Annotated in this window: 24 protein-coding genes; 22 read left to right on the forward strand and 2 right to left on the reverse strand. The window is 64.7% G+C overall.

The annotated features are described in order from the left end of the window. Position 1: 1 nt before the first annotated feature. From mraY to ACOOGG_RS15575, 10 genes are all read left to right on the forward strand, one after another. Positions 2-1,033, forward strand: coding sequence for a phospho-N-acetylmuramoyl-pentapeptide-transferase (mraY, locus tag ACOOGG_RS15530; RefSeq protein ID WP_420436652.1), 1,032 nt, complete (start codon positions 2-4; stop codon positions 1,031-1,033). Continuing rightward, entirely contained in the window at positions 1,030-2,352 is a 1,323-nt protein-coding gene (murD, locus tag ACOOGG_RS15535) for a UDP-N-acetylmuramoyl-L-alanine--D-glutamate ligase (protein WP_420436654.1), read from the forward strand. Before mraY ends, murD begins: the two co-directional genes overlap by 4 nt. Further along, on the forward strand, positions 2,349-3,515 hold the full coding sequence (ftsW, locus tag ACOOGG_RS15540) for a putative lipid II flippase FtsW (protein WP_420436656.1): 1,167 nt from the start codon (positions 2,349-2,351) through the stop codon (positions 3,513-3,515). Before murD ends, ftsW begins: the two co-directional genes overlap by 4 nt. A gap of 59 nt (positions 3,516-3,574) precedes the next feature. Further along, positions 3,575-4,708 carry an undecaprenyldiphospho-muramoylpentapeptide beta-N-acetylglucosaminyltransferase gene (murG, locus tag ACOOGG_RS15545; RefSeq protein ID WP_420436658.1) on the forward strand — a complete coding sequence of 378 codons (1,134 nt, stop codon included), beginning with the start codon at positions 3,575-3,577 and terminating at the stop codon, positions 4,706-4,708. After that, a complete protein-coding gene (murC, locus tag ACOOGG_RS15550) occupies positions 4,665-6,086 on the forward strand; it encodes a UDP-N-acetylmuramate--L-alanine ligase (protein WP_420436660.1) in 1,422 nt (473 codons plus the stop codon). Before murG ends, murC begins: the two co-directional genes overlap by 44 nt. Next, positions 6,083-7,030 carry a UDP-N-acetylmuramate dehydrogenase gene (gene murB, locus ACOOGG_RS15555; protein WP_420436662.1) on the forward strand — a complete coding sequence of 316 codons (948 nt, stop codon included), beginning with the start codon at positions 6,083-6,085 and terminating at the stop codon, positions 7,028-7,030. The genes murC and murB overlap by 4 nt, the downstream gene beginning before the upstream one ends. A 1-nt stretch (position 7,031) precedes the next feature. Next, the gene (locus ACOOGG_RS15560; RefSeq protein ID WP_420436664.1) at positions 7,032-7,835 is read left to right on the forward strand and encodes a cell division protein FtsQ/DivIB; all 804 of its coding nucleotides are present in this window, start codon (positions 7,032-7,034) and stop codon (positions 7,833-7,835) included. Positions 7,836-7,941: 106 nt separating this feature from the next. Continuing rightward, positions 7,942-9,027 carry a cell division protein FtsZ gene (gene ftsZ / locus ACOOGG_RS15565; RefSeq protein WP_420436666.1) on the forward strand — a complete coding sequence of 362 codons (1,086 nt, stop codon included), beginning with the start codon at positions 7,942-7,944 and terminating at the stop codon, positions 9,025-9,027. Between the two features lie 30 nt (positions 9,028-9,057). Next, positions 9,058-9,717, forward strand: a complete 660-nt coding sequence (locus ACOOGG_RS15570; protein WP_420436668.1) for a YggS family pyridoxal phosphate-dependent enzyme — start codon at positions 9,058-9,060, stop codon at positions 9,715-9,717. 115 nt (positions 9,718-9,832) lie between these two features. After that, positions 9,833-10,351: a cell division protein SepF gene (locus tag ACOOGG_RS15575; RefSeq protein ID WP_420436670.1), complete on the forward strand. Its 519-nt coding sequence runs from the start codon at positions 9,833-9,835 to the stop codon at positions 10,349-10,351. A 14-nt stretch (positions 10,352-10,365) separates the two neighbouring features. Here the strand turns inward: ACOOGG_RS15575 and ileS are convergent, their stop codons facing one another. Beyond that, on the reverse strand, positions 10,366-13,551 hold the full coding sequence (ileS, locus tag ACOOGG_RS15580) for an isoleucine--tRNA ligase (RefSeq protein ID WP_420436672.1): 3,186 nt from the start codon (positions 13,549-13,551) through the stop codon (positions 10,366-10,368). A gap of 109 nt (positions 13,552-13,660) precedes the next feature. On the opposite strand from ileS, the gene ACOOGG_RS15585 reads away from it, so the two are divergent. The 3 genes from ACOOGG_RS15585 to ACOOGG_RS15595 are packed head-to-tail and all read left to right on the forward strand — an operon-like array spanning position 13,661 to position 15,603. Beyond that, positions 13,661-14,119, forward strand: coding sequence for a molecular chaperone DnaK (locus ACOOGG_RS15585; protein WP_420436674.1), 459 nt, complete (start codon positions 13,661-13,663; stop codon positions 14,117-14,119). Beyond that, positions 14,109-14,669 carry a signal peptidase II gene (gene lspA, locus ACOOGG_RS15590; protein ID WP_420436676.1) on the forward strand — a complete coding sequence of 187 codons (561 nt, stop codon included), beginning with the start codon at positions 14,109-14,111 and terminating at the stop codon, positions 14,667-14,669. Before ACOOGG_RS15585 ends, lspA begins: the two co-directional genes overlap by 11 nt. Then, the gene (locus tag ACOOGG_RS15595; protein ID WP_420436678.1) at positions 14,650-15,603 is read left to right on the forward strand and encodes an RluA family pseudouridine synthase; all 954 of its coding nucleotides are present in this window, start codon (positions 14,650-14,652) and stop codon (positions 15,601-15,603) included. Before lspA ends, ACOOGG_RS15595 begins: the two co-directional genes overlap by 20 nt. A 50-nt stretch (positions 15,604-15,653) precedes the next feature. On the opposite strand, the gene ACOOGG_RS15600 is transcribed toward ACOOGG_RS15595, so the two are convergent. Continuing rightward, entirely contained in the window at positions 15,654-16,097 is a 444-nt protein-coding gene (locus ACOOGG_RS15600) for an RrF2 family transcriptional regulator (RefSeq protein ID WP_420436680.1), read from the reverse strand. Positions 16,098-16,158: 61 nt separating this feature from the next. On the opposite strand from ACOOGG_RS15600, the gene ACOOGG_RS15605 reads away from it, so the two are divergent. The 9 genes from ACOOGG_RS15605 to ACOOGG_RS15645 all read left to right on the forward strand — a co-directional run bounded on the left by ACOOGG_RS15605 (position 16,159) and on the right by ACOOGG_RS15645 (position 26,263). Then, positions 16,159-17,346 (forward strand): alkaline phosphatase family protein, encoded by a 1,188-nt coding sequence (locus ACOOGG_RS15605; protein WP_420436682.1) that lies wholly within the window; start codon positions 16,159-16,161, stop codon positions 17,344-17,346. A gap of 44 nt (positions 17,347-17,390) precedes the next feature. After that, positions 17,391-17,894, forward strand: a complete 504-nt coding sequence (locus ACOOGG_RS15610; RefSeq protein ID WP_420436684.1) for a proteasome activator — start codon at positions 17,391-17,393, stop codon at positions 17,892-17,894. A gap of 150 nt (positions 17,895-18,044) precedes the next feature. Next, entirely contained in the window at positions 18,045-21,572 is a 3,528-nt protein-coding gene (dnaE, locus tag ACOOGG_RS15615) for a DNA polymerase III subunit alpha (protein WP_420436686.1), read from the forward strand. A gap of 153 nt (positions 21,573-21,725) precedes the next feature. Then, positions 21,726-22,394: a hypothetical protein gene (locus ACOOGG_RS15620; protein WP_420436688.1), complete on the forward strand. Its 669-nt coding sequence runs from the start codon at positions 21,726-21,728 to the stop codon at positions 22,392-22,394. A 26-nt stretch (positions 22,395-22,420) separates the two neighbouring features. Further along, entirely contained in the window at positions 22,421-22,981 is a 561-nt protein-coding gene (locus ACOOGG_RS15625) for a nitroreductase family protein (protein ID WP_420436690.1), read from the forward strand. Beyond that, positions 22,978-23,466 (forward strand): nuclear transport factor 2 family protein, encoded by a 489-nt coding sequence (locus tag ACOOGG_RS15630; protein WP_420436692.1) that lies wholly within the window; start codon positions 22,978-22,980, stop codon positions 23,464-23,466. The genes ACOOGG_RS15625 and ACOOGG_RS15630 overlap by 4 nt, the downstream gene beginning before the upstream one ends. A 68-nt stretch (positions 23,467-23,534) precedes the next feature. Continuing rightward, complete coding sequence (locus ACOOGG_RS15635; RefSeq protein ID WP_420436694.1) at positions 23,535-23,924, forward strand: Zn-ribbon domain-containing OB-fold protein; 390 nt, start codon at positions 23,535-23,537, stop codon at positions 23,922-23,924. Positions 23,925-23,958: 34 nt separating this feature from the next. Beyond that, the gene (locus ACOOGG_RS15640; protein ID WP_420436696.1) at positions 23,959-25,161 is read left to right on the forward strand and encodes a thiolase family protein; all 1,203 of its coding nucleotides are present in this window, start codon (positions 23,959-23,961) and stop codon (positions 25,159-25,161) included. A gap of 31 nt (positions 25,162-25,192) precedes the next feature. Continuing rightward, positions 25,193-26,263, forward strand: a complete 1,071-nt coding sequence (locus tag ACOOGG_RS15645) for a zinc-dependent alcohol dehydrogenase (protein ID WP_420436698.1) — start codon at positions 25,193-25,195, stop codon at positions 26,261-26,263. Positions 26,264-26,266: the final 3 nt, after the last annotated feature.

Genomic DNA, 26,266 nt, shown 5'->3' on the forward strand with positions numbered 1-26,266 from the left:
GATGATCCGCCTCTTGTTCGCCGTCGCCATCGCCGGGGTGGTCTCGGTGATCGGCACCCGCTTTTTGATCACATTCCTGCGCAAGCACTCATTCGGTCAGCCCATCCGCTTGGACGGGCCTCAAGGCCATGTCAGCAAGGCGGGCACGCCCACCATGGGTGGAGTGGCCATCGTGGTCGGCGCGCTGGCCGGATATGGCATCAGCGATCTCTATAACGGCATCTTCACCCGCACCGGCTTGATCGTGATGCTTGCCATCATCGGTTCAGGAATTGTCGGATTCGTCGACGATTGGCTCAAGGTTTCCCGAGCGCGCAACCTGGGCCTGGGCAAGCGGACCAAGATCTTGGGCCTGTTGATCGTGGCAGTGGGATTCGCAGTGCTGATGATCCATCTCACCGAAGTGCGCACCGAACTCTCTTTCACTCGATACGACTCCCTCAACATCGATCTGGGGCCGTGGGGATGGGGACTCTGGGCGGTGCTGCTGATATTGGCAACCAGCAACGCGGTAAACCTGACCGACGGCCTCGACAGCCTGGCCGCGGGGGCCTCGATATTCGCCTTTGCCGCGTTCGTGATCATCGGCTTCTGGGCCTTCCGCAACCAGGAGATCTACGGCATCGTCCACGCCTTGGACTTGGCCATTATCGCGGCGGCCCTGCTGGGCGCGAGTGCGGGGTTCATGTGGTGGAATGCCGCCCCGGCCCGCATTTTCATGGGCGACACCGGATCGCTGGCCCTTGGTACCGGCATGGCGGCACTGGCTTTGGCTACCAACACCCACCTGCTGTTGCCCATCATCGGCGGCTTGTTCGTGATGGAGACGCTGTCGGTGATCATCCAAGTTTTCAGCTTCCGCGTGTTCGGCACCCGGTTGTTCCGCATGGCCCCCATCCACCACCACTTCGAGCTTGGCGGCTGGCCGGAGACCACAGTGATCATCCGGCTCTGGATCATGACCGGGTTCGCCACCGCGGTGGCCCTTGGTCTCTTCTACGCCGACTTCGTTTCCATCGGAGGAGCAGATTGAGCGGGGCACCTATTCTGCTGGTGGGCTTCGCCGTTGCCAACCAGGCGGTTTGCGCCCAGTTGACCGAGCGGGGCCATCCGGTGGTTGCCACCGACGATGCTGCCGATGACCAACTTCGCAGCCAAGCCGCCGGACTGGGAATCGATTTGCGGGAGCGACCAGCGGTTGACGACTGGTTAGCCTTGGTGGCTGATGCCCGAGCGGTGGTTCCCACCCCGGGACTGCCTGAGTCCCATCCCGCGCTCAGTGCTGCGATGGCCGCGGGCACGCCGGTGGTCTCCGAGTTCGATTTGGCCCAGCGATGGGATTCCCGTCCGACGCTGGCGGTGACCGGTACCAACGGCAAGACCACGGTGACTGTTCTTGTCGCGGCCATGCTGGAGGCTTCCGGCATCGAGGCGAGCGTGGCGGGAAACACGGAGACCCCGCTGGTGGAGGCTATCCGGGATCCCCAGTCGGCTGCGTTCGTGGTGGAAGCATCCTCATTCCGGCTGGGCCACAGCCAGTGCTTTCGTCCCTCGGTAGGGGCATGGTTGAACTTCGCCCCCGACCATCTCGACGTCCATGCGTCTCTGGACAGCTATCGGAGGGCCAAGGCCGCATTATGGCGCCGGGCCGACGAGCACACCACCGCGGTGGTGAACCGCGACGATCCGATAGTCGTATCCCACACTCCTGGCAAAGGCCGGTTAGTGACGTATGGGCTCAGCGAAGGCGACTTTCGGGTGAGCGGAGGGGCGCTGTGGGCAGGGTCGGAAAAGCTGGCCGACATCGCGGAGCTGCGCCGGTCGCAGCCCCATGAACTGTCCAACCAGCTAGCCGCCGCGGCGGTGGCCATGGCCGGAGGTGCCCATTTGCAGGGAGTGAAGACGGTCATGAGGGAATGGTCCGGTCTGCCCCATCGGATGATGCTGGTAGCCGAGCATGGCGGCGTTCGCTACTACGACGACTCCAAAGCCACCACCCCCCACGCAGTGTGTGCCGCAGTGCGGTCAGCGGGACCAGCGGTTCTAATCGCCGGAGGGCGCAACAAAGGCCTCGATTTGGGACCGTTGGCCGAAGTCGCCGACGGAGTGCGCGCTGTAGTGGCCATCGGCGAGGCCGCATCCGAGGTGGAGAGGGCTTTTGCCGGGCGGTGTCCGGCGGCACCGGCAGAGTCGATGGACGAGGCCGTGAGATTGGCGGCCGAGCGGGCCCGATTCGGTGACGCGGTGCTGCTGTCGCCGGGCTGCGCATCATTCGACTGGTACGGCTCCTATGCGGAGCGGGGCGACCATTTCGCCCAGGTAGTTCTACAGATGATCGGAGGGTCGCCATGACCGCCATTACTCCCCGGCTCCCACGACGAACGTGGGCGGCAGCACTCCGGTCGGCGCCCGTGGGCCAGGCCACCGCGCCATTTTATGTGCTGTTCGGATCGGTCATAACCCTCACGGCCATCGGCCTCGTCATGGTGCTGTCGGTCTCGTCGGTCACCGGCCTCTATGTGGGCCAGTCCACCTGGTTCACCTTTCAGCGTCAGCTCGTGTGGAGCATCGGGGGGCTGGTTGCCCTGGTCCTGGTAATGCGAGTGGATTATCGGTTCTGGCGGAAGTACGCCAATGCCGTGATGGCGCTCGCCATGCTGCTGCTGATAGCCGTGCTCGTGCCGGGGATCGGCACGACAGCCAAGGGGGCTACCCGGTGGATCTACTTCGGCCCGATCAGCTTCCAGCCTTCCGAGCTGGCCAAGCTGGCCATGGCCCTGTTCGCCGCTGCCTGGCTGGCCGACAAGGCTGGCCAGGAGAACGATGCCCGTGTCACTATTCGACCGGTGCTGGTGGTGTGCAGCCTTATGGCTGGGTTCATCTTGCTCCAGCCGAATCTGGGCACTGCGGTGATCATCGGGTTGATCGCCTTTGCCGCGCTGTTCATGGCGGGTGTGCCCCTTCTCCCGCTGACCGGTTGGTCGCTGCTCAGCGCAGGAGCGGCCGCGCTGGCCGCCTGGGGGTCGGGCTACCGTCGCCACCGAGTCCTGTCTCTGTTGGACCCGTGGGCCGATCCGCTCGACGCCGGCTGGCAGACCATCCAGTCTCGGGTGGGCATCGCGTCGGGTGGCGCAACTGGCGTCGGATTGGGGGAGAGCCGAATCAAGTGGGGATTCCTGCCCGAGGCTCACACCGATTTCATTTTCGCTGTTCTGGCTGAGGAAATGGGTTGGCTGGGCGCGGTATTTATGATCGGGATGTTCGCCGCGTTTGTGATCTGCGGGATCGGGGTGGCCCTCCGCTGCCCTGACCGGTTCGGACAAGTATTGGCTGCGGGCATCACCATGTGGGTGGGCACCCAGGCGTTCGTGAACATTGCCGCGGTGGTGGGAGTGCTGCCAATCACCGGGGTTCCACTGCCGTTTTTGTCGGTCGGTGGCTCCGCACTGTTGATGAACATGGCGGGCGCCGGTTTGTTGTTGAGCATTGCCCGACAAATCCGAGTGGAGCCGTGAACCTCCCTTCCCAGCCGGGTGGGTCAGAAAATAAGAGCCCGTCTTCTGATAGTTCGCCCGTGTGGGCAGTAATTGCTGGAGGCGGGACCGCGGGCCATGTCCACCCCGGATTGGCAGTGGCTCGTGCCCTGGTTCGGCGCGGCTATGAGCCCGAGACAATCCACTTTGCAGGCTCGTCCCGGGGGGTGGAGCGAGATCTGGTTCCGGCTGCCGGGTTCGAATTGACCCTGCTGCCCGGGCGGGGAATCAAGCGGCAGCTCTCCTGGCAGAACTTGTCGTCGGCCGGGGGGCTGACTCAGGCCGTGGTTCAGGCAATAGGGCTGCTACGGCGCCTGCGGCCGGCGGTTGTGCTGGGGTTGGGAGGCTACGCCAGCGTTCCCTGCGCTCTGGCGGCTCGACTGCTCAAGATCCCGTTGGTCGTGTCTGAGCAGAATGCCGTGCCTGGTTTGGCCAATCGCTTGGCCGGGCGTTGGGCTCGAGCTTCCGCGGTGTCTTTCCCCGGGACCAAGCTGCCCCGGGCGGTGCTTACCGGCAATCCAGTGCGCGAGGAGGTCCTGAGAGTCAACCGGGATAATGACCGGTTGGTGGCCCGGGCCTCCCTCGAGTTGGGTGAGGGACGCCGTCTTGTAGTGGTGGCCAGCGGGTCGCTGGGCGCGTCCCGAATCAACCGGGCCGCGTTCGAAGCTGTTCGCCACTGGGCCGATCGGGAAGATCTGGCGGTGCACCATGTGATAGGTCGGCGGGATTGGCAGGAACTGGCCCATTTGCGACCCGATCTGTCTCGTGCGGCGCTGGACTATAAGGCGGTGGAGTACGAGACGGACATGCCGAAGGTGTATGCCGCCGCCGATCTGGTAGTGGGACGAGCCGGGGCGTCGAGCGTGGCCGAGTTGGCTGTTATCGGGCTGCCGTCAGTGCTGGTTCCCCTGCCCGGAGCGCCCGGCGATCACCAGTCGGCCAACGCCGCCCACCTGGCTGCCGTCGGAGGGGCCGTGATGGTTCCCGACGCCGAGATGGACGGCACCCGCATGGTTGAAGAAGTGGACAGCCTGATGAAGGTTCCCGGCCTTCTTGGGGCAATGGGACAAGAGGCGGCCCGTGTCGGTCGACCAGACGCCGACAATCGAGTGGCCGACCTCTTGGAGCAGCATGCCCACAGTCACCACCACGGTTACCGGGGGAAGCAACAATAGGGCCATGGTCGACTTATGCCCGACAGCCCGGGTCCACCTCTTGGGGGTGGGCGGGGCAGGGATGTCGGCCATTGCCGTGGTATTGCGCGGGTTGGGGTGCCGGGTCAGCGGCAGCGATTTGGCTGGCTCGCCCGTACTCGACCGTCTGCGGGAGATCGGGGTCGACGTTTTCGTCGGCCATCACGTGGCCAACATGCCCGACGCCGATTTGGTGGCCCGATCCACCGCCGTGGGTGACGATAATCCTGAGGTAGTCGCCGCTCGGCAGGCGGGTATCCCCGTTTATCGCCGGGCTGAGATCCTGACGGCCATAACCGCGCTGAGGTCTACCGTGGCCGTGGCGGGGACCCACGGCAAAACCACCACCGCGGCCATGCTGTCCCACATACTCATGGCGGTGGGTGCCGACCCAGGATTCATCGTGGGTGCAGTCTTGGCCGACGGCAGCATTGGAGCCCGTTGGTCGGAAGGGCCATGGCTGGTAGTGGAGGCCGACGAGAGCGACGGAACATTCGGCGAGCTGATCGTGAGCCGGGCGGTGGTTACCAGCGTTGAGCCCGATCATCTGCGCCGTGACCGCCCGGTGGCCGAATTGGAGGCGGAGTTCGCCCGGTTTTGCGCCGGTGCTGCCGATGGGTTGGTGGTGTGCGCCGACGACGCCGGTGCCGTCAAGGCTTCTGAAAGCCGCGACGGGGTTTTCTATGGCACTGGGCCTGATGCCGACTACCGCTGGACAACCCTGCGCCGCGACCGGCACATGATCGTCGGCGAGGTCACCGGCCGCGACGTGCCGCCGGGGCCGGTGACCGTGCCCATGCCTGGGGATCACAACGCCCTCAACGCGCTGGGGGCTTTGGCTATGGCCCGCGAGCTGGGTGTGGACTGGTCGGATGCTGCCAACGCTATGGCCGGGTTCGAAGGGGTGACCCGGAGGTTCGAGCGCAGGGGCACAGCCGCCGGAGTCGATTTCATCGACGACTATGCCCACCTGCCCACCGAAGTGGCCTGTGCGCTGAAGGCTGCATCTGAGGGGGGCTGGGATCGGGTGGTGTGCGTGTTCCAGCCCCACCGCTACACCCGGACCTCGCACCTGTGGACGGCGTTCGCCCATTGCTTCGAGGCCGCCGACGCGGTAATCATCACCGACGTGTACTCCGCAGGCGAATCGGCCATTCCCGGGGTCTCCGGGAAGCTCATCTGGCAGGCGGTGACCGACGCCCACCCGGATTGGGATGTGTCCTATGTGGAGCGTCTCGATGACGCCGCCGACCATCTGGTTGGTGTGCTGCGCCCCGGTGACCTGTGTTTGACCCTGGGGGCCGGTGACCTGACCGACGTGCCAGGACGGGTAATCTCCATGCTTGCCGGGCGGCGATGAGCACCCCTGACTGGGACCAGCTGGCTGAGGATCTGGCTGCGGTGCTAGGAGCAGAAGCGGTATGCCGAGAGCATCCGGTCGGTCCCGAGACCACATACCGAGTGGGAGGTGCAGCTCGGGTTGGAGCGACCTTCGCCGCTGGCGTCGACATGGTTGGGGTGGCCGAGACGCTGGCCGCTCACCGCACCGATGTGTTGGTAGTGGGCAATGGCTCCAACTTGCTGGTGGCCGAAGCCGGATTCGACGGCGTGGCTGTGGAGCTGGGCGCTGGACACGACTGGGTGGAGGTCGAAGGCTTGCAGCTCAGGGCCGGGGCTGCGGCCGGGCTTCCAGTATTGGCCCGCCGAAGCGCGGCCGCCGGTTTGACCGGATTCGAGTGGGCGGTCGGGGTTCCGGGATCGTTGGGAGGCGGGGTTCGTATGAACGCTGGCGGCCACGGCGCCGACATGGCCGCATCCCTGATCCAGGCCGAAGTGGTCGATCTGGGGGGCGGCGGTGTGGAGCAGTGGGATGTCGAGCGGTTGAAGCTGGACTACCGGAGCTCCGCTTTGGCGGACCACCACTTGGTGGTGTGGGCCGAAATGGGGTTGGCCATAGGGGACGAGGCAGACTCGCAAGCCCTCATCGCCGACATCGTGGCGTGGCGACGCGAGAATCAGCCTGGAGGTCAGAATGCAGGCTCAGTGTTCACCAATCCCCACGCCGACCACGCCGGACGGATTATCGATGCCGCGGGCTTGAAAGGGCGCCGAGTGGGCTCTGCCTCGGTTTCAGACAAGCACGCCAACTTCTTCATCGCCGACCGGGAGGGCTCTGCGGACGACGTCTTCGCGCTGATGTGCGATGTCTTCGCGCAAGTCCAAGCTAGGTTCGGCATCTCATTGAAGCCGGAGACCCGTCTCATCGGTTTCGGTCCAGGCCCATGGGGTGACCAGGCAGGCTGAGATGTCTTCGGATCAGACACCTGACGATGAACTTAAGGATCAGCTCCCTCCGGTTGATCCCCGGATCGAGGCTCGGCGCAATGACGTTCGGTCCCGTCGCCGGCTTCGGGTATGGATCACCGTAGGAGTTGCCGTTGTCTTGGTGGCCGCCGGCTTCGGGATATCCCAGAGCCCTCTCCTGGACGTGGACGAGATCGAGGTCATCGGAGGGCCGCACACTGGCGCCGACAAGATCTTGGAGGCCGCAGGGGTAGAGGTGGGAACCCCGCTGTTGGGGCTGGACTTGTCAGGTCCCCGTGAGGCCATCGCCGCTCTGCCCTGGGTGGATCAAGTTAGGTCCAGCCGAACTTGGGGGGGAAAGGTCACCTTCGACGTCACAGAGCGAGAAACGGTTGCACAGATCCCTGTCAATGATGGATGGGCGTTGGCCGATGGCCGGGGAAGGGTGCTTCAAGTGACCCCGACTCCTGCGAATTTGCCGGTGGTGCTGTTCAGCCCGGTTCCCCAGCCGGGGGGGTGGTTGCAAGGTGCAGCCCTGCCCCTTCTGGAGGCCAGCGAAGCTCTGATACCTCTTCAAGGGGATGACATCGGGTCGATTTCATGGGTGAACGGACAGGTGGTGGTGGATCTTCCTGGGGGTGGGGAGGTCTATTGGGGAGGTCGAGACGACCCTCGCGGCAAAGCGATTGCGCTCGCCACCATGTTGGCCAAAGTCGTAGATGAAAACTGCTTGGAAAAGTTGCAGAAGATCGATCTCAGCGTTCCGGAGCTTCCTAGCTTGACCCCAAAGGACGCATGCTCTTAAGCTAGATATACCTCAACTAGAGGAATAGGTTCTAAAGCCTCAATCTCTCATTCAGATAAACCGTTTGTTGAGAGTGAAGGTTTCAGCTTTGGAGTGAGGAATCCCCATGATTGAACCCCAGAACTATTTGGCAGTTATCAAGGTCATTGGTGTGGGCGGCGGCGGTGTCAACGCGGTTGACCGCATGATCGAATCCGGCTTGCGCGGCGTCGAGTTCGTAGCCGTCAACACCGATGCTCAGGCCCTGCTCATGAGTTCAGCCGAGGTAAAGCTCGACATTGGTCGAGAGCTGACTCGAGGGTTGGGCGCGGGCAGCGATCCCGAAGTCGGCGCCCAGGCTGCGACCGATCACCGCAAGGACATCGAAGAGGCGCTCAGCGGCGCCGATATGGTGTTCATCACCGCGGGCGAGGGAGGCGGCACCGGCACCGGTGCCGCCCCGGTCATCGCAGAGATCTCTAAGAGCATCGGCGCGCTCACCATCGCGGTGGTGACCCGGCCATTCGGGTTTGAGGGCCGTCGCCGCTCGGTGCAGGCCGAGGGCGGGATCCAGGCCCTCAGGGACAAGGTAGATACCCAGATAGTCATCCCCAATGACCGGCTGCTCTCCATCTCCGACGACCACACCTCGGTAGTGGACGCGTTCCGCAAGGCCGACGAAGTGCTGCTGCATGGAGTGCAGGGGATCACCGACCTGATCACCACACCGGGGCTCATCAACACTGACTTCGCCGATGTGAGGATGGTGATGCAGGACGCCGGGTCAGCGCTGATGGGCATCGGCGTATCCTCCGGCGAAGGGCGGGCGGCCAGCGCGGCCCGCAAGGCCATCGCCAGCCCATTGCTGGAGGCCTCCATCGAAGGGGCTCGCGGGATCCTGCTGAGCATCTCGGGCGGTCCAGATCTGGGTATCTTCGAGGTGACCGAGGCTGCGGAGATCGTCCAGGGAGTCGCCCATCCCGACGCCAATATCATTTTCGGCACGGTGGTGGACGATTCGATGGGCGACTACATACGGGTGACGGTGGTCGCCGCCGGATTCGACCGGTGGGAAGGCGAGCGGGCCACTCGGATGTCGGTTTCCGAGACTTCGGGCACGTCGGACGTGGCCGATGTGTTCGGTGGAGCCGACGACGATCTCTTGGCCTCTGATGTCGACGACGAGTTCGATATCCCCTCGTTCCTGCGTTAGCACCATGGCCGGCTTGGGTTGGCCGATGTCGTGACCAGTGCGTCAGAGGTCGCACAGCGCCTGGGTTTCCTGCGAGAGCGATTGCTTCGCGTCGGGGGGGACCGGGTGCGGGTGGTGGCGGTGACCAAGGGTTTCGGCCCCGAGGCGGTGCTTGCCGCGGCGGGTGCTGGCTTGTTGGATGTGGGCGAGAACTATGCCCAAGAGCTGCTGGCAAAAGCAGGCGCCCTCGGGGAACAGCTGGAGGCCGAGCATTTGCCCCGCTGGCACTTCATCGGCCGGCTCCAGCGCAACAAGATCCGCAAGATCGCTCACCTCGTGGACCTGTGGCAAAGCGTGGACCGCACCGAAGCGGCTGTTGAGATCGCCCGGAGGGCTCCGGGTGCCCGCGTACTTGTCCAAGTGGACGTTGCCGGCATTGGAGACCGCGGGGGATGCCCTCCGGAGGAGACCGCGCAATTGGTGGCCGGCTGCCAGGGTGCTGGCCTCGAAGTTGCCGGTCTGATGGCGGTGGGACAGCCCGGCCCGCCAGAAGGCGCCCGACCCGGCTTCCGTCTGCTGGCGGCCCAGGCTGCCGATCTCGGCCTCGCTGAGTTGTCCATGGGGATGACCGCCGACATCGAGGTCGCGGTGGAGGAGGGGGCCACCATGGTCAGAGTGGGCACCGCGCTGTTTGGCCCTCGCCCTCGCTGAGAACTTCGGAGCTGCCTGTGGAAGAGGGGTCAGAGCCCTCTGTCCCCGAATTGGGGGCTGCTTCCTGTACCATCGACAGGGTCAAGTGAGCGACTGCCGAGAGGGGGATGCGCCTATGTCATCCGTGTGGCAGAAAACAAAGTTCTGGCTCGGGTTCGGGACTGAGGAGGAGTTCCCCTCCGGGGGCTACATGGAGCAGGAGCCCGACATGCGCCTTGTGGCGCCGACGTCCGATGACCAGTATTCGCCGGGAGGCGATACCGGCTCGGTCCGGCCGATACCCTCGAGCGAGCCGACTGAGGGTGAGGCCAGGCCCGGGCAGCCCCACACCAGCTTTGTCCGTCCCATACCCTCGGTTTCTTCCAAACCGTCAGTGGTGACTCCCACCTCGTTCGACGATGCCAAAGATGTGGGGGACTGCTTCCGAGGGGGCCAGGCGGTCATTGTGAACTTGCAGCACGGCAGCCGGGAGGTGGCCCGGAGGCTCATCGACTTCTCCAGCGGCCTCTGCTACGGGCTGGACGGCCGCATGGAGCGGGTCGCCGACCACGTATACTTGCTGACCCCCTCCAACGTGGAGGTGTCCGCCGAAGAGCGGCGACGGATGGAGCAGACCGACTATCAGAGGTGCTGAGCGAAGACCGGTGATTACTCGGTTTTCGCCAGTTCGATGAGCAGTGGCCCCGCGTCGATAGTCGGGGAGTCGACGGGAACTGGCTCCGCACCGGAAACGACGAGCTCGGGCAACGCGGATGCCAAGACCTGGTCGCAGACGTAAGCCTGGTGGGACCGGACCGCTTCGATGATCTCCGATCCGGCGGTCAAGGTCAATGTGATCCGATCGGTGACGTCCAGGTCTTGATTCTTGCGTTCGGCTTGGATCGCCCGGACCACGTCTCGGGCTATCCCCTCGGCAGCCAGTTCGGGGCTGACGGCCGTGTCCAGGGCCACCAGGGCATCGTTGGTGCGCAATGCAGCGGCCGTGGTGCCCTCGACTGGGTTGAGGGCTAGTTCGAACTCGGCGTCTGACAGCGTGTGTCCGGCAACCGTGACAGTTCCGTCGGAATTCTGCTTCCAGCGGCCGGATTTGGCGGAGGCGAACACCTCCTGCACGTCTGGACCCAGACGGGGACCCAACACTTGGCCGTTGGGACGGAGCACGAACTGCCCGTAGGCCGTCAGGTCGTCGCTGAAAAGGACTTCTTTCACGTTCACCTCATCAGCGATCAGAAGGGTGAACGGTGCCAAGGCCTCCACCTCCCGGCCGGCCACGGTAAGCGTCAGCAGGGGCTGGCGAACCCGAATCCCTTCGTCCTCTCGCACTCGCAGCCCGGTGGAGCACACGTCGCGCGCCCGGTCCATGGCCGCCACCAGCTGGGGGTCGGCCGGCAGCTCGGACGGGTCGGGCCAATCGCACAGGTGGACGCTTGTCTCCCCGGTGAGGCCCCGGTGGATCTCCTCGGATACCAGGGGCAGGAACGGGGCGAGCAGCCGGGTCAGGGTGGTGAGCACGGTGTACAGCGTGTCGTAGGCGTCCTGCTTGTCGTCGGCCGAAGACGGGCGGGCCGGAGCCCAGAACCGGTCTCGGCTGCGGCGGATGTACCAGTTGTTCAGGGAGTCGATGAACCCTTCTAGCTCGGAGGCGGCGCCGGGCAGGTCGTAGGCGTCCATCCGCTGGGTGACTGCCTCGGCCAATTGACGGGTCTTGGCCAGGATGTAGCGGTCCAAGAGCTCCTCGGAGCCGGTTCGGGTCTTGGCCTGGATGCCGTCGGCATTGGCGTACAGCGCGAAGAAGTAATAGGCGTTCCAGATGGGGATGATCACCTGACGGAGCACGTCATCGATCCCCGAGTCGTCCAAGCGGAGGTCGCCGCCTCTGACGATGGGCGAGCCCATCAGGTACCAGCGCAGCGCGTCAGCCCCCTTAGTCTCGAAGATCTCCTCGGGTTCGGTGTAGTTCCTGAGCTTTTTGGACAGCTTTCGACCCTTGGCGTCGAGCAGGATGCCGTGGCAGATCACGTTGTTGAACGCCGGCCGGTCGAACAGGGCGGAGGCCAGGACGTGCAGGGTGTAGAACCAACCCCGAGTCTGGTTGATGTACTCCACTATGAAGTCTGCCGGGAAGTGGTGCTCGAACCATTCCTTGTTCTCGAACGGGTAGTGAACTTGGGCGAAGGGCATCGACCCCGACTCGAACCAGCAGTCCAACACCTCGGGGACCCGCCGCATGGTCGACGCGCCGGTGGGGTCGTCGGGATTGGGCCGGGTCACGTCGTCAATGAACGGGCGGTGCAAATCGACGGGCCGCACCCCGAAATCCCGCTCGATCTCATCCAGGCTGCCGTAGACGTCGACCCGGGGGTACTCGGGGTTGTCGCTACGCCACACCGGGATGGGCGAGCCCCAGAACCGGTTCCGGCTGATCGACCAGTCGCGAGCCCCCTCCAGCCAGGTGCCGAACCGGCCGTCGCGCACATGGCCTGGCACCCAGTTGATCTGCTGGTTCAGCGCCAGCATCCGGTCGCGGATCTCGGTGACCCGCACATACCACGAGCTGAGCGCCCGGTAAATGATCGGCTGGTCGGTGCGCCAGCAGTGCGGGTAGTTGTGCTCGTAAGTTGCATGGCGCAGGATCCGCCCCTGCTCCTTGAGCCGGGCGATGATGCCATTGTTCGCCTCAAAAACGTTCGTTCCGGACCAGTCGGACACTTCGGCGGTGAAGCAGCCCTGGTCGTCCACCGGCACCACTACAGGCACCCCGTTGGCCTCGGCTACCAACTGATCATCTTCACCGAAGCCAGGAGCAGCGTGCACGACTCCGGTGCCCTCGGCGGTGTCCACGAAGTCTGCCCCTACCACCCGGAAGGCGCCGTCTGAGGCAAGGGGGGCGAAGTAGTCGAACAGGGGCTGGTAGCGCCGTCCCATCAACTCTGTCCCGGCCACGGTGCCCACCACCCGGCCCTGGCCCAACTCGGTCCCATAGGCCTCCAGCGTCTCCGCAGCCAAAACGACATGGCCCTCGTCGTGCTCCACGATGGCGTATTCCACCTCAGGGCCCACCACTAGCATCAGATTGGACGGAAGGGTCCACGGGGTGGTGGTCCAGGCCAGTATGCGCAGCGACCCAGGGTCGCCGGGCTCGGGCACCAGATCGAAGGCCACGGTGATGGCAGGGTCCTGTCGGGGTCGAGTGGCGTCGTCCAGGCGGATCTCGAAGTTGGACAGCGGCGTCTCTGCGGCCCACGAATAGGGCATCACCCGGTAGGCCTCATAGACCAGGCCCTTGTCCCACAGCGTCTTGAATGCCCACATGACCGATTCCATATAGGGCAGATCCATGGTCTTGTAGTCGTTCTCGAAATCCACCCAGCGAGCCTGGCGGGTCACGGTGGTCTCCCACTCCCGGGTGTAACGCTGCACCGATTGGCGGCAGTAGTCGTTGAAGCGGTCAACGCCGTAGTCGGTGATGGCGGCCCGGCCCGACACCTCCAGTTCCTTCTCGGCCTCCATCTCGGCGGGCAGGCCGTGGCAGTCCCATCCGAAGCGGCGCTCAACCCGGCGGCCCCGCATGGTGTGGTAGCGGGGGATCACGTCCTTCACGTAGCCGGTGAGCAGGTGGCCGTGGTGGGGGAGTCCGTTGGCGAATGGGGGGCCGTCGTAGAACACGTACTCGTTGTCGCCGTCGGCGCCCGCGGGCCGGACTTGCACCGAATGGGCGAAGGTCTTGTCCTCGTCCCACGAATTCAGCACCCGGCGCTCGATCTCCGGGAAGGAGGGCCTGGGGTCGACTTTGGCGTAGGGGGAGGTCGGATGGGACAACGGGTCTCCAAGCATGGCGGGAAATCACAAAATAACTCGTCCTAGGCCGGGTTCAGACATTGTTAAGCCCCCCTGGACCATTTGGAAGTAATTGGCGGCAGCGGCGGCTACACTCCCGCCTGCGATGGCTGCGAAGAAGACCGCATCAAAACAGTCAGCAAAGAGCAAGGCCGGAGACAGCAAGTCCACGGCGAAGAAGTCCGCGGCCAAAAAGCCGCTCTTCGACGATAAGTACCTGGAGAAGCAGCGCCGTCTCCTGGTGGAAGAGCGTGGCCGCTACATCACCTCGGCCACCCGGCTAAAGGCTGAGGCCGACTCATTGGTGGAGGAGCGGGAACCCGGAGATGTCCAGTTCGACGAGGAGTCGGGCGAGGGCGACACACTGGCGGTGGAGCGGGAGCGAGACTTGGCGCTCAGCGCCCATGCCCGGGCCGCGGTCGACCAGATCGACGCCGCTCTGGCCCGGATCGAAGACGGCACCTACGGCGTATGCCAGGTGTCGGGAAAGCCGATTCCCCGCCAGCGGCTCAACGCCATCCCGTGGGCGGCCGAGCGGGTTGAGCACAAAGCCGGTGGGTTCTGACGCGCCGCTAACCGCCACGGCTGAGGAAGAGCATCGGTTTGGCCGCCGCCACAACCTGGTACTGCTGGGAGTGGCGGCGCTGGTTGTCGCCATCGACCAGCTGACCAAATGGTGGGCGCTGGAGGTATTGGACGACCAGAGCATCGACTTGGTATGGACCTTGCGGCTGCACTTGGTCCACAACTCCGGAGCCGCCTTCGGCTTGGCCCAAGACTGGGACACCGTGATCGCGCTGGTGGCCTTGTTGTTCGTGATCGTGGTGGCATGGGCCAGCTGGGGAGGCCGCCGCCTGTCCCTGCCGCCGGTGCTTCTGGGCATGGTGTTGGGTGGTGCCATTGGCAATCTGGCCGACAGGGCGGTGCGGGCCGGTGACGGCTTTCTGGGTGGGGCCGTGGTCGACTTCATCGACCTCCAGTGGTGGCCGGTGTTCAATGCGGCCGACTCCGCCATCGTGGTGGCTGGAATCGCCCTGGTTCTGATCGCTCCCCGCTATGGCAAGCCCCAAGCTTCCGATGAACCCGGTGGGCCCAATGAGCTCGATGATTCCTGACGAGGTTGTTCCCGAGGCGCTGGCCGGTGAGCGCCTCGACCGGGTGGTGGCGCTGGTTTGGGAATGCAGCCGAGCCGAGGCCGCCCGGTTGGTTGATGAACAGAAGGTGGCGGTCAACGGTGTCCCAGCGGCCGCGCGGTCGCGGCGGATGGCGACTGGCGACCGGATCACGCTGTCGGAGGCCCCGGCGGTGGGCCAGCCGGCGCTAAAGCCCGATCCCTCGGTGGAGATCGAAGTGGTGTATGCCGACCAACAGGTAATTGTGGTGAACAAGCCGGCTGATCTGGTGGTCCATCCTGGATCAGGCCATGCAACCGGGACGTTGGTCAACGGCTTGCTGGCTCGATTTCCAGAGATCGCCGAGGTGGGTGCACCGGAGCGCCCCGGTATTATCCATCGGCTCGACCGAGGTACTTCGGGACTGCTCATGGTGGCTCGCACTTCGGATGGCTATGAGGCGCTTACCGCGGCGTTGGGTCGCCGGGAGGTGCACCGGGGCTATATCGCCCTCGTAGCGGGGATGCCGGCCGATGACCGTGGGGTGATCGACGCCCCCGTGGGCCGCTCAACCCGGCACCCCATAAAGATGGCCGTGGCTGCCGACGGTCGCCCGGCCCGAACCCACTATCGAGTGACGGCTCGAATGCCGGTAAGCGCCGAGTCCTCAGACGAAGCGGTTTCTCACGACACAGCCTGTTTGGAGCTGGAATTGGAAACAGGTCGTACCCATCAGATCAGAGTGCATTTAGCCGCCATCGGCCACCCGGTTCTGGGCGACTATCTCTACGGCGGCCCGACCGTATTCGGTATGAGCCGACCTGCCCTGCACGCCCGTAGGCTGGCTTTCAACCATCCCGGCACCGGCGAGCAGCTCCATTTCGAGGCCGAGCTTCCCGAGGATCTCACCCGGCTCTACCGGCTACTCCGTAGGTAGTTGGGAGATCAGCCGGACCCGGGCCAGGGGAGCAGGCCGTTGGGAAGTCGTCAGCCGGACCCGGGCCAGGGGAGCAGGCCGTTGGCGGTCTTGGCGATGTCGGCGAGGGTGTAATTGCTGAGCAGGTCGTGCATGATGTCGCCTGCGTGGGTCCAGATGGCCAGCAACACGCACTGGCCCTCGTGGTCGCATGCCCCGTCTTGGTGGGGCTCCCCGAAATCGCCCAGCACGATGGGACCGTCCACCGCGCTGACGATTTCGCTCAGCTTGATCTCATCCGCTGGGCGGGCCAAGGCGTAGCCGCCACCCGCCCCCCGTTTGGAGCGGACCAGCCCGGCACCCTTCAGGGCTTGGAGGATCTGCTCCAGGTAAGGCTGGGGGAGCCCAGTGCGCTCGGCGATGTCGCGCACGGAGGTGGGGCCGGCCTCATCGGCGTGCAGGGCCAGCGACAGCAGCGCCCGGCTGGCGTAGTCCCCCCGCGTCGATACTCTCACGACCCATCACACTACTTCTCAATCTTCTCTGCCGGGTTGTGCGGATTAGGTTGAAGGCCGGATGGAGAGTCACCGCGACAACGACAGGTTTGCCACCGGCGATCCTGCGACCAGCTTCCCGGTGCTGCCCGACTACCGGGCGGCCTGCCTTAGCAACGTGGTGCCCGCCCTGCTCGGCCCGCCGGACGCCACGGGATGGCTGCCCGCCCCGGCCCGCGAGGCCAAAGGCGTGGTGCTCTTGCTGGTGGACGGCATGGGCTGGGAGCAGCTTCAGGAGCGGACCCGGCTGGCCCCGGTGCTGTCGGGCATGGAGGGCGGCCCAATCACCACGGTGGCGCCCACCACCACCACCACCGCGCTGACCTCGCTGACCACTGGCGCAGCCCCCGGTGAGCACGGCTTGATCGGCTATCAGATCCACATCCAGGGGCAGGTCTTGAACGCCCTGCGGTGGACGGCGGGGCCGAAGAAGGCAGATGCCCGCAAGAGCATCGTACCGGAGCAGGTGCAAAGCCGCCCCGCCTTCTTCGGGCGGCGAGTGCCCGTAGTGGGCCGAAGCGAGTTCCGCGGGACCGGCTTCACCCGGGCACATCTCGACGGAGTCGACCACCGGGGCTACAAGCTGACCAGTTCCATTGCGGTAGAGGTGCAGATGCTGGTGGACGGCGGTGCGCCGCTGGTGTATGCCTACTACGACGGACCCGACCGGGTGGCCCACGAGTACGGATTCGGTCCTTACCTGGACGCCGAGTACGCCGAAGTGGACCACTTGGTGGGGCAACTCCTCGCTGCGCTGCCGCCAGAGGTCGCCCTGCTGGTGGTGTCCGACCACGGCCAGGTCATGGTGGGCGATGCCATCGTCGAGCTGGCCCGCGACGTGCTTGCTCTGTCGTCGGCGGTCTCGGGTGAGGCCCGGTTCCGCTGGTTGCACGCTCGGTCCGGCCGGTCAGGCGAGCTCCTGGACGCGGCCACCGAACGCTACGGCCGCTATGGCCTGGTGGCCGGGAGGCAGCAGGTACTGGACGAAGGATGGCTCGGCCCCTATGCGAGCCCGGAAGCCCAGTCGCGGATGGGCGACGTGGCCTTGGTGCCCCGCGACCCGGTGGCGTTCACCGAGCCCAAGCCGTCAGCCCAGAATCTTCCCGGCAACGAGTCCAAGCCGCAGTTCCAGCTGATCGCCCGCCACGGCTCGCTGACCTCAGCTGAAATGCTGGTCCCCTGTCTGGCCGCCTATGGAACCCGAGGCTGAACAGCGTTGTCCGAGTCTCGATAGAAGAGGGTAGATTGCCAGCAATGTCCGACACCCGTCAGCCGATGCCCACCGAGCCCGCCGAGGTTGTTCACGATGGGGCGCATACCGACAGCGGGCCAACTGAGCCGGAGGCGGCCAAGGAGGCCATCGAGCAGCCAGCCAAGGTGATGAGGGTCGGCACGATGATGAAGCAGCTCTTGGACGAGGTCCGTCAGGCCTCGTTGGACGAATCCAGCCGCGACCGGCTGCGGGAAATATACGCCACCTCCATCGACGAGTTGGGGTCTGCGCTGTCTCCCGATCTGAACGAGGAGCTGGATCGCCTGATTCTGCCGTTTCCCGAGGACCACCCCCCCAGCCAGGCCGAGCTCCAAGTGGCCAAGGCCCAGTTGGTGGGCTGGCTGGAGGGCCTCATCCAGGGCATCCAGGCCGCGCTGTTCGCCCAGCAGGTCTCCGCGCAGCAACAGCTGGCCAACATCCGAGCCGAGCTTCCCCCCGGGACCCTGGCCCCCGGACCCGACCGGACCCCGGGCACGTATCTCTAGCGCATCCCTCTAGTACCTGACTACCAGGGAAAATAGACTGAATCGGTTGGGGATCTGCAAGTGTCACCGGGCCTTGGTATGGTCGGGGTAGGCCAAACCACAAGCCTGTAGTTATCCACAAGCAGGCCACAGATCTTCCACAGGGGCACCGTGTCCAGTTCCTTTACCCACCTCCATGTACACACCGAGTACTCCATCCTTGACGGCGCCTCCCGGGTGGGGGAGCTGGTAAGAGCGGCCGCCTCCGACGGGCAGCCCGCGCTGGGGATGACCGATCACGGAAACTTGTACGGGGCCATCGACTTCTACCGGGCATGCCGTAACGAGGGCATTAAGCCAGTCATCGGCACTGAGGCTTACATGGCCCACGAGAACCGGAGCGAACGGCCGCCTCGGCGGGGCAAGCTCGACGACAGCGGGGGCAGCACTGAGGGAGGGCAAAAGCTCTATTACCACCTCACTCTTCTGGCCGAGAACAACACCGGCTACAAGAACCTGATCCAGCTCTCCAGTCGGGCATTCCTCGAGGGCTATTACTACAAGCCCCGGCTGGATTGGGAACTGCTAGCCGAGCACAGCGAGGGGTTGATCGCCTCCACCGGCTGCCTGGGCGGTCACGTGCTCCAGGCCCTGCTGCGCAACGACTACGACGACGCCGTGGCCAAGGCGGCCCGCCTCCAAGACATCTTCGGCAGAGACAACCTGTTCGTGGAGATCCAGGACCACGGCATCCCCGAACAGAAGCGCACCAATCCCGATCTGATCCGGCTGGCCCGCCAGATCGATGCCCCCTTGTTGGCCACCAACGACAGCCACTACACCCACCGGGACGATGCCGAGGCCCACGATGCTCTGCTGTGTGTGCAAACCGGCTCGCTGGTCAGCGACACCGACCGCTTGAAGTTCGACGGCAGTGAGCACTACCTCAAGACGGCGGCGGAGATGCGCCATCTGTTCTCCGACCTCAGCCCGGCCTGCGATAACACGCTGTGGATCGCAGAGCGGGCCAATGTGGAGATCGAATTCGGGAAGCCGCAACTGCCCGACTTCCCCATTCCCGACGAGCACGAGAGCGCCGACGAGTACCTCCAAGCCCTGACTCTGGAGGGGGCCAAGGCCCGGTGGGGGAGTCCGTTGTCCGAAGAGGTGGCCGACCGGCTGGCCTTCGAGCTCAAGGTCATCTCCGACATGGGCTTCTCCTCTTATTTCCTGATCACCTGGGACTTGATCCGCTACGCCCGAGAGCGGGGCATCCGCGTGGGTCCCGGCCGGGGCAGTGCAGCCGGGTGTGCCGTGGCCTACAGCCTTCAGATCACCGACCTCGACCCGATCCGCTACGACCTCCTGTTCGAGCGCTTTCTCAACCCATCCCGAATCTCCATGCCTGACATCGACATGGACTTCGACTCCCGCTACCGCGACGAGATCATCCGCTACGTCTCCCAGAAGTACGGGGAGGACCATGTGGCCCAGATCATCACCTTCTCCACCATCAAGGCCCGGGCCGCGGTGCGCGACAGCGCCCGGGTGCTGAGCTACCCCTACGCATTGGGCGACAAGCTGGCCAAAGCCATGCCCCCGCTGGTGCTGGGCCGCGATACACCGCTGTGGGCCTGCCTGGAGAAGACCGACGAGTACGCCGACGGCTATACCGCGGCGGCTGAGCTTCGGGAGATGTACGAGAGCGATGAGGACGCCGCGAAGGTGGTGGATGTGGCCCGGGGCTTGGAGGGCCTGCGCCGCCAGGACAGCATCCACGCCGCCGCAGTGGTCATCACCAAGGAGCCGCTCACTGAGTATCTACCCATCCAGCGCAAGGCATCGCCAGGCCAAACCCTGGAAGAGGCTCCCATCGTCACTCAGTACGAGATGCACGCCGTGGAGGACCTGGGCCTGCTCAAGATGGACTTCTTGGGCCTGCGGAATCTGGACGTGCTCGAAGACGCCGTCGGGCTGATTGAGCAATCGCGCGGCGTGCAGGTCGACATCGACAACGTGCCACTGGATGACGAGGCCACCTATAAGCTTCTGTCCCGGGGCGACACCATTGGGGTGTTCCAGTTGGAAAGCGGACCGATGCGGTCGCTCATCCGGTCACTCAAGCCCACCTGCTTCGACGATGTGGCCGCGCTGGTGGCTCTGTACCGGCCGGGGCCAATGGCGGCCAACATGCACAACGACTACGCCGACCGCAAGAACGACCGAAAACCGGTGCAGGTATTCCACGATGACGCCGCCGACATCCTGGGTGATACCTACGGGTTGATGATCTATCAGGAAAGCGTCATGCGGGTGGCCCAGCGGTTCGCGGGCTATTCCCTGGCTGACGCCGACAACCTCCGCAAGGCCTGCGGCAAGAAGGACCGCGTGTTGATGGCCAAAGAGCGGGACTCCTTTGTGGCCGGGTGCGAAAAGAGCGGCTATGGCGAGGAGTTGGGTACTGAGCTGTTCAATATCATCGAGCAGTTCGCCGACTATGCCTTCGGCAAGAGCCACTCCTATGGCTACGGGCTGATTGCCTACCAGTGTGCTTACCTCAAGGCGCAGTACCCAGTGGAGTACATGGCCGCTTTGCTTACCAGCGTGAAGAACAAGCTGGAGAAAGCCGCCGTGTACCTGGCCGAATGCCGCCAGATGAAGATCAAGGTGGCATTGCCCGATGTGAACTTGTCGGAGTCAGAATTCGCCGCCCTCGCATCCCCCGAGGGCGAGCAGTGCATCTCCTTCGGGCTGTCGGCCATCCGGCACATGGGCACGGGCACGGCGCAGATGATCCTCGACGAACGGCACGAGAATGGCCCGTTCGCCGACTTCTACGACTTCTGCTCCCGGGTTGATCCGATCGTGCTCAACAAGGGCGTTGTCGAAGCCCTTATAAAGGCGGGCTGCTTCGACTCGATGGACCATCCCCGCCAAGGCCTGCTGAACGTATCCGAAACGATCGTCCGCCGCTGTATCCAGCAACAGCGGGAACGCAGCCAGGGAATCATGAGCCTGTTCGGCGAGGGCACAGAAGAGAGCTTCGAAGAGCGCATTGAGATCCCCGATGTCGAATTCGACAAGACCCGGAGGCTGGCTGCCGAAAAGGAGATGCTGGGGCTCTATGTGTCCGACCACCCCATCATGGGCATGGAGGGCGTGCTATCCCGAAAGGCCACGCACCGGATCGACCAACTGACCGAAGTCGAGGAGGGCACTTCGGTGAAAGTCGGCGGGGTGGTCAGCAACCTGCGCAAGCGGTGGACCCGCAAGGGCGATCAGATGGCCTCATGCGATCTGGAGGATATGTACGGAACCATGGAGGTGACGCTGTTCCCCCGGTCGATGGAAGAGCACGGCCACAAACTGGAAGACGATCTGGTGGTTGTCGTAGAAGGGCGCCTTGACCGCCGTGACGAAGAGCCGAACTTGATTTGTTACGGAGTGGAGCCGATCGATCCTGCGTCGGCCAACGGATCGGCCACCCTGAGGCTGAACCTCGGGGCCTGTTCTCTGTCTCCCGATCGTATTGACTCCCTCAAGTCGACTCTCGCCGGTCATCCTGGGAAATCGGAGGTGATCCTGATGCTCGGCGTCGACAGGGGTATCAAGCTTTCACCGACCTACAGGGTGGACGCGGGAAGCGGGTTGATCGGTGAGCTGCGGGAGATGCTGGGCGAGAACGCAATCGCCGTGTAGCCCGACAAGCTGGCATTTTGCCGCCGTCCAAGCCATCGGCAATACCCTCGTGTTCCTGCGGGTTTGCACGCCTACCTGGGTGATTGATGGACTATAGGGGTACCCACGGGGGGAATCTGTGGGAAATCAGCGAGCGAGGAGGACGATCAGCACATGGCTATCGACGTCGAAACCAAGGACTGCACAGCGGTCACCGACGCTGAGCTGGCCGAGATGGCAGATATGTGCGCTGACGGCCCTAACCCGTTTTCAGTGGGGTTGCTCTCCAAGCAAACCGAAGAGTGGGTGCTGATCTCCACCGCTCGGGAGAACGGGAAGCTCCGGGGGTTCTCCTTCTCCACCCTGGAGCGCATCGGTGGAACGCCGAGCGTGCTGGTGGGGCTGGCGTCGGTGGCCCGCACTTCCAAGCGCAGCACCGTTCTTCGACAATTGACCGAGGCCCAGCTTCATCGAGCGCTGATGGCCTTCCCGGACGAAGACGTGCTGATGGGCACCCAGTTCGACAACCCCGGTGGGTTTGACACCTTCAAACCCTTGGTGGACATCGTTCCCCGGCCCGGGCACAAGGCCTCAGGCGAGGAGCGGGCCTGGGGACGCCGGCTGGCCAAGCGGTTCAGCATAAGCGCCTCTCGGTATCTCGACCGTGACTTCCGGGTGGTGGGCGACGACAACCAGGCCTGTTTGCTCGACTACGAGACGGCCAAGCCTGACAGCATCGACCCCGACGTGGTTGCCCTGTTCGACAAAGTGGACCGCGGCGGTGGCGACACCATGATCGCCTTCGGCTGGATCATGGCCGAAGACCTGCTCAAGTACGCCTGAGCAACTCACCTCCCATTCGGCGGCCCATGTGCCGCAATTTTCTCCCTGATCCGCTCCCCGATGGCTTGGTGACCGAGCTGCTCGATCAGGCCCGACGGTCTCCGTCGGCGGGCAACACCCAAGCCGTGGAGTTCTGTGTGGTCGCCGATCCTGAGCACTACTGGCAACTGACACTCTCTCCCGAGCGGCGAGCCGAGTTCGGTTGGCCCGGGCTGCTGGCTGCCCCCGTGCTGGTGGTGGTGCTCACGGAGCCCGGGCGGTACATCCACCGCTATTCCGAGGCCGACAAGTCCCACACCGCCCTCGGAGAAGGCCCCGAAGCCTGGCCCGTCCCCTATTGGTGGGTAGACGTCGGTATGGCCGTACACAGTCTCCTGCTGGGAGCATCAGCAGCCGATTTGGGCTCCTGCTTCTTTGGAGCATTTGAGCATGAGGAGGCCGTTGTCGAGGGCCTCGGCATCCCGGAAGGCCGCCGCATAGTGGGAACCGTGGCCCTGGGCTATCCCGCCCAAGACCGTCCCAGCACTTCCAGTACCCGCCCCCGTAGGTCTTTGGATGAGGTCATCTACTACGGTTCCCCGCCATGAACATGCCTGATCCCGTCGACCGCCTGGCCATCGAGGACACCATCGTCCGCTACACCATCGCTATTGATGAGAAGGACTGGGACCTCCTGGACACGGTATTCACTCCCGACGCCCATCTGGACTACTCCTCGTCGGCCCCCGGCGTGGACGATGCCAACGCCGACTATCCCACGGTCAAGGGCTGGCTCCAGATGGCCCTGTCCATCTTCCCCATGACCCAGCACATGGTGGGCAAGACCTACATCCGCAGTTGGGACGGCAGCACCGCCCAGTGCACAACGCTGTTCCACAATCCGATGGGCATGCCCGTTGACGAAGACGGCAAGTTCGACCCCAATGGATCTCAGTTGCACTTGTTCTACGTGGGCGGCTGGTACCACGACACCGTTTCCCGGACCCCCGACGGATTTCGCATCGTCAAGAAGGTGGAGACATCCGGCTACATGGACGGCGGCTTTCCCGAGGGCTTCGACATCCCCCAATAGTCCGTTCTCGGCCCGCCCGCCCGGCGCAGTTGGGCCGCTGCATCGAGTGCTGAGGTAGTCTGCCCGTCGTGCAAATCCCACTTGTGGACTATCTCGTCTTGGGCGATGAGCCCCATCTGCAAGCCAGCGAATGCGCCAATTGCGGTGCTCGTTTCTTCGGTCGGCGCAACGCTTGCGCCCATTGCGGCCACCGAGAATTCAACGCGGTTCGGGTGAGCGACACCGGCACGCTGCGGACCTTCAGCATCGTGTACCGGGCCGCCCCCACCATCCCCACGCCCTACGTCTCGGCCATAGTGCTCACCGACGACGGCACCTCGGTTCGCTCCAACCTCATCAACATCGAGCCTGATCCGTCCAAGATCTCGCTCGGCATGAAGGTGAAGCTCGACACCTATGTCGTGGGCACCGACGACGACGGCCAAGAGGCGGTCGCATTCGGCTACGCCCCGGCATGACAATCTGACCCAATCAACCGACAGGAGGCCAACAATGGCACAAGACATTTGGGTTCTCGGAACGCACATGACGGCATTCGGGCGCTATCCCGAACAGGATGCGGTGGATTTGGCCTCCACTGCGGCGCTGGGTGCGCTGGACGACGGCGGGGTGGCCATCACCGACATGGACCTTCTGGCCTGTGGGACCCTGTTCCAGGCCAACGCCGGCATGGGCCAGCAGGTTCAGAAGCAGATCGGCCAGACCGGCATTCCGGTGTACAACGTGTCCAACGCCTGCGCCACCGGGGCCACCGCCCTGCGCACGGTGATCATGGCCATCCGGGCTGGAGAGGCCGACATGGGCCTGGCCATCGGCGTGGAGCAGATGGGCAAGATGGGCCTTCTGGCCGGCGGCGCCCGCAAGGAAAAGAACGTGTACGAGCCGTCAGGCCGCTACGGCGCGGTGATGCCCATCGATGGCATCTTGGGCACTGACACTATGCCGGGGGTATTCGCCCAGGCCGGCATGGAGTACGCCAACGACCACGACGGGGTGGGCTTCGAGCAGTTTGCCAAGGTGGCTCAGAAGAACCACGCCCATTCCACGCTGAACCCGCTGGCCCAGTACCAGAAGGAGTTCACCCTCGAAGAGGTCATGGGCTCGCCCATGCAGTCGTACCCCAACACCCTGCTGATGTGCTGCCCCACCGGCGACGGGGCCGCCGCTTGTGTATTGGTGGGGGAGGAGCGCTTCGCTTCTTTGAGCCGAGAGCAGCAGTCCCGGGCGGTGAAGATCACCGCCTCGGTGCTGACCACCGATCCCTACGTGGAATCGGGTGCCATGCAGCCCGACGTGAACACCCTCACCCGCAACGCGGCCCAGGCGGCATACGAGCAGGCCGGGGTGGGTCCTGAGGATCTGAGCCTGGTGGAGTTGCACGACTGCTTCGCCACCGCAGAGCTCATCCACTACGACAATCTGGGGCTGTGTGAGCCTGGCGGAGCAGGCGACTTCATCGACCGGGGCGCCCCGTGGCGCGATGGCCAGACCCCGGTGAACGTTTCCGGCGGCCTCATCTCCAAGGGCCATCCCATCGGCGCCACCGGCGTGGCCAACGTCTATGAGGTGGCCACCCACCTGCGGGGCGAGGCTGGCGACCGCCAGGTGGAGGGGGCCAGCGTGGGATTGGCCCACGTGATCGGCCTCGGCTCCAGCTGCGGTGTTCACATTCTGGAGAAGAGCGGGATCAGTTGATCTCAGGCCGTCTCGGAAGGAGGCCACCACCATGAGCAGCACCTGTCGGGGCGTGGTCTTCAACGGCGACGGCACCTATCTGCGACGAGACGATTTTCCTGTGCCTGAGCCCCCGCCCGGAGGAGGGGTGCTCAAGGTGGAGGCCGTGGGCATGTGCGGCAGCGACGTGTCCCAGCTCCAAGGCCACAAGCACGTCCCCGGGGAGAAGGCGCCGCTGGTGCCCGGCCATGAGATCGTAGGGCGGGTGCATGCGCTGGCCGACGATGCCAACTTGGGCGTGGCGGTGGGCGACCGAGTGGCGGTGGATCTCGTTGTTCGGGCCCCGATCTCAGAGGACAACCCGTTCGGCCTGGGCGAGGTGTATGGGTACACCCTGGGCCTCGAAGACGACCACGGGCTTTGGGGCGGCTACGGGGAGTACATGGGCGTTGTGCCCGGAACCCACCTGCTGAAGCTGACCGACGATATTGATGCCGCCGAGCTGACCCTGTTCGAGCCGCTGGCCAGCGTGTGCAACTGGTTCGGGCTGCTGCCGGTGGCTGAAGGCGACACCGTGGTGGTGCAGGGACCCGGCCACATGGGTCTGGTGTGCGCCGCAGAGGCCAAGCGCCGGGGCGCGGAGACGGTGATCGTCACCGGTACCGGCGCCGACGGTTTGCGCCTTGAGGTGGCCCGGGAATTGGGCGCCGATGTGACCATCGACGTGACCGCCACCGACCCTGTGGCGCTGGTGAGCGAGATCACCGGCGGGGCCATGGCCGACATGGCGGTGGACTTGGCCGCCGAGACCACCGTCACCGTGCCGCTGTGCGTGGAGCTGGTTCGCTCGGGGGGCAAGGTGCTGCTGGCTGGGCTCAAGAACCTGGCCTCGGTGGAGCTGATCACCGATCTGATCGTTTACAAGGGCCTCACCATCCAGGGGGGCAGCGGCTCCACCCCCACCTCCATGAGGGAAGCGGTGGACATCTTGAACACTGGGGAGTTCCCCACCGGCCCGCTATTGGGCGAGGTGTTCGGCATGGATGAGATCGACGATGCCATGGCCCTGCTCCAGCGCACCGCCGACCACGACGCCGTACGGGTCGGGCTCCGGCACGGCTAGAGC

It is taken from the genome of Candidatus Poriferisocius sp., assembly GCF_965214065.1.
Taxonomy (GTDB): domain Bacteria; phylum Actinomycetota; class Acidimicrobiia; order Acidimicrobiales; family Bin134; genus Poriferisocius.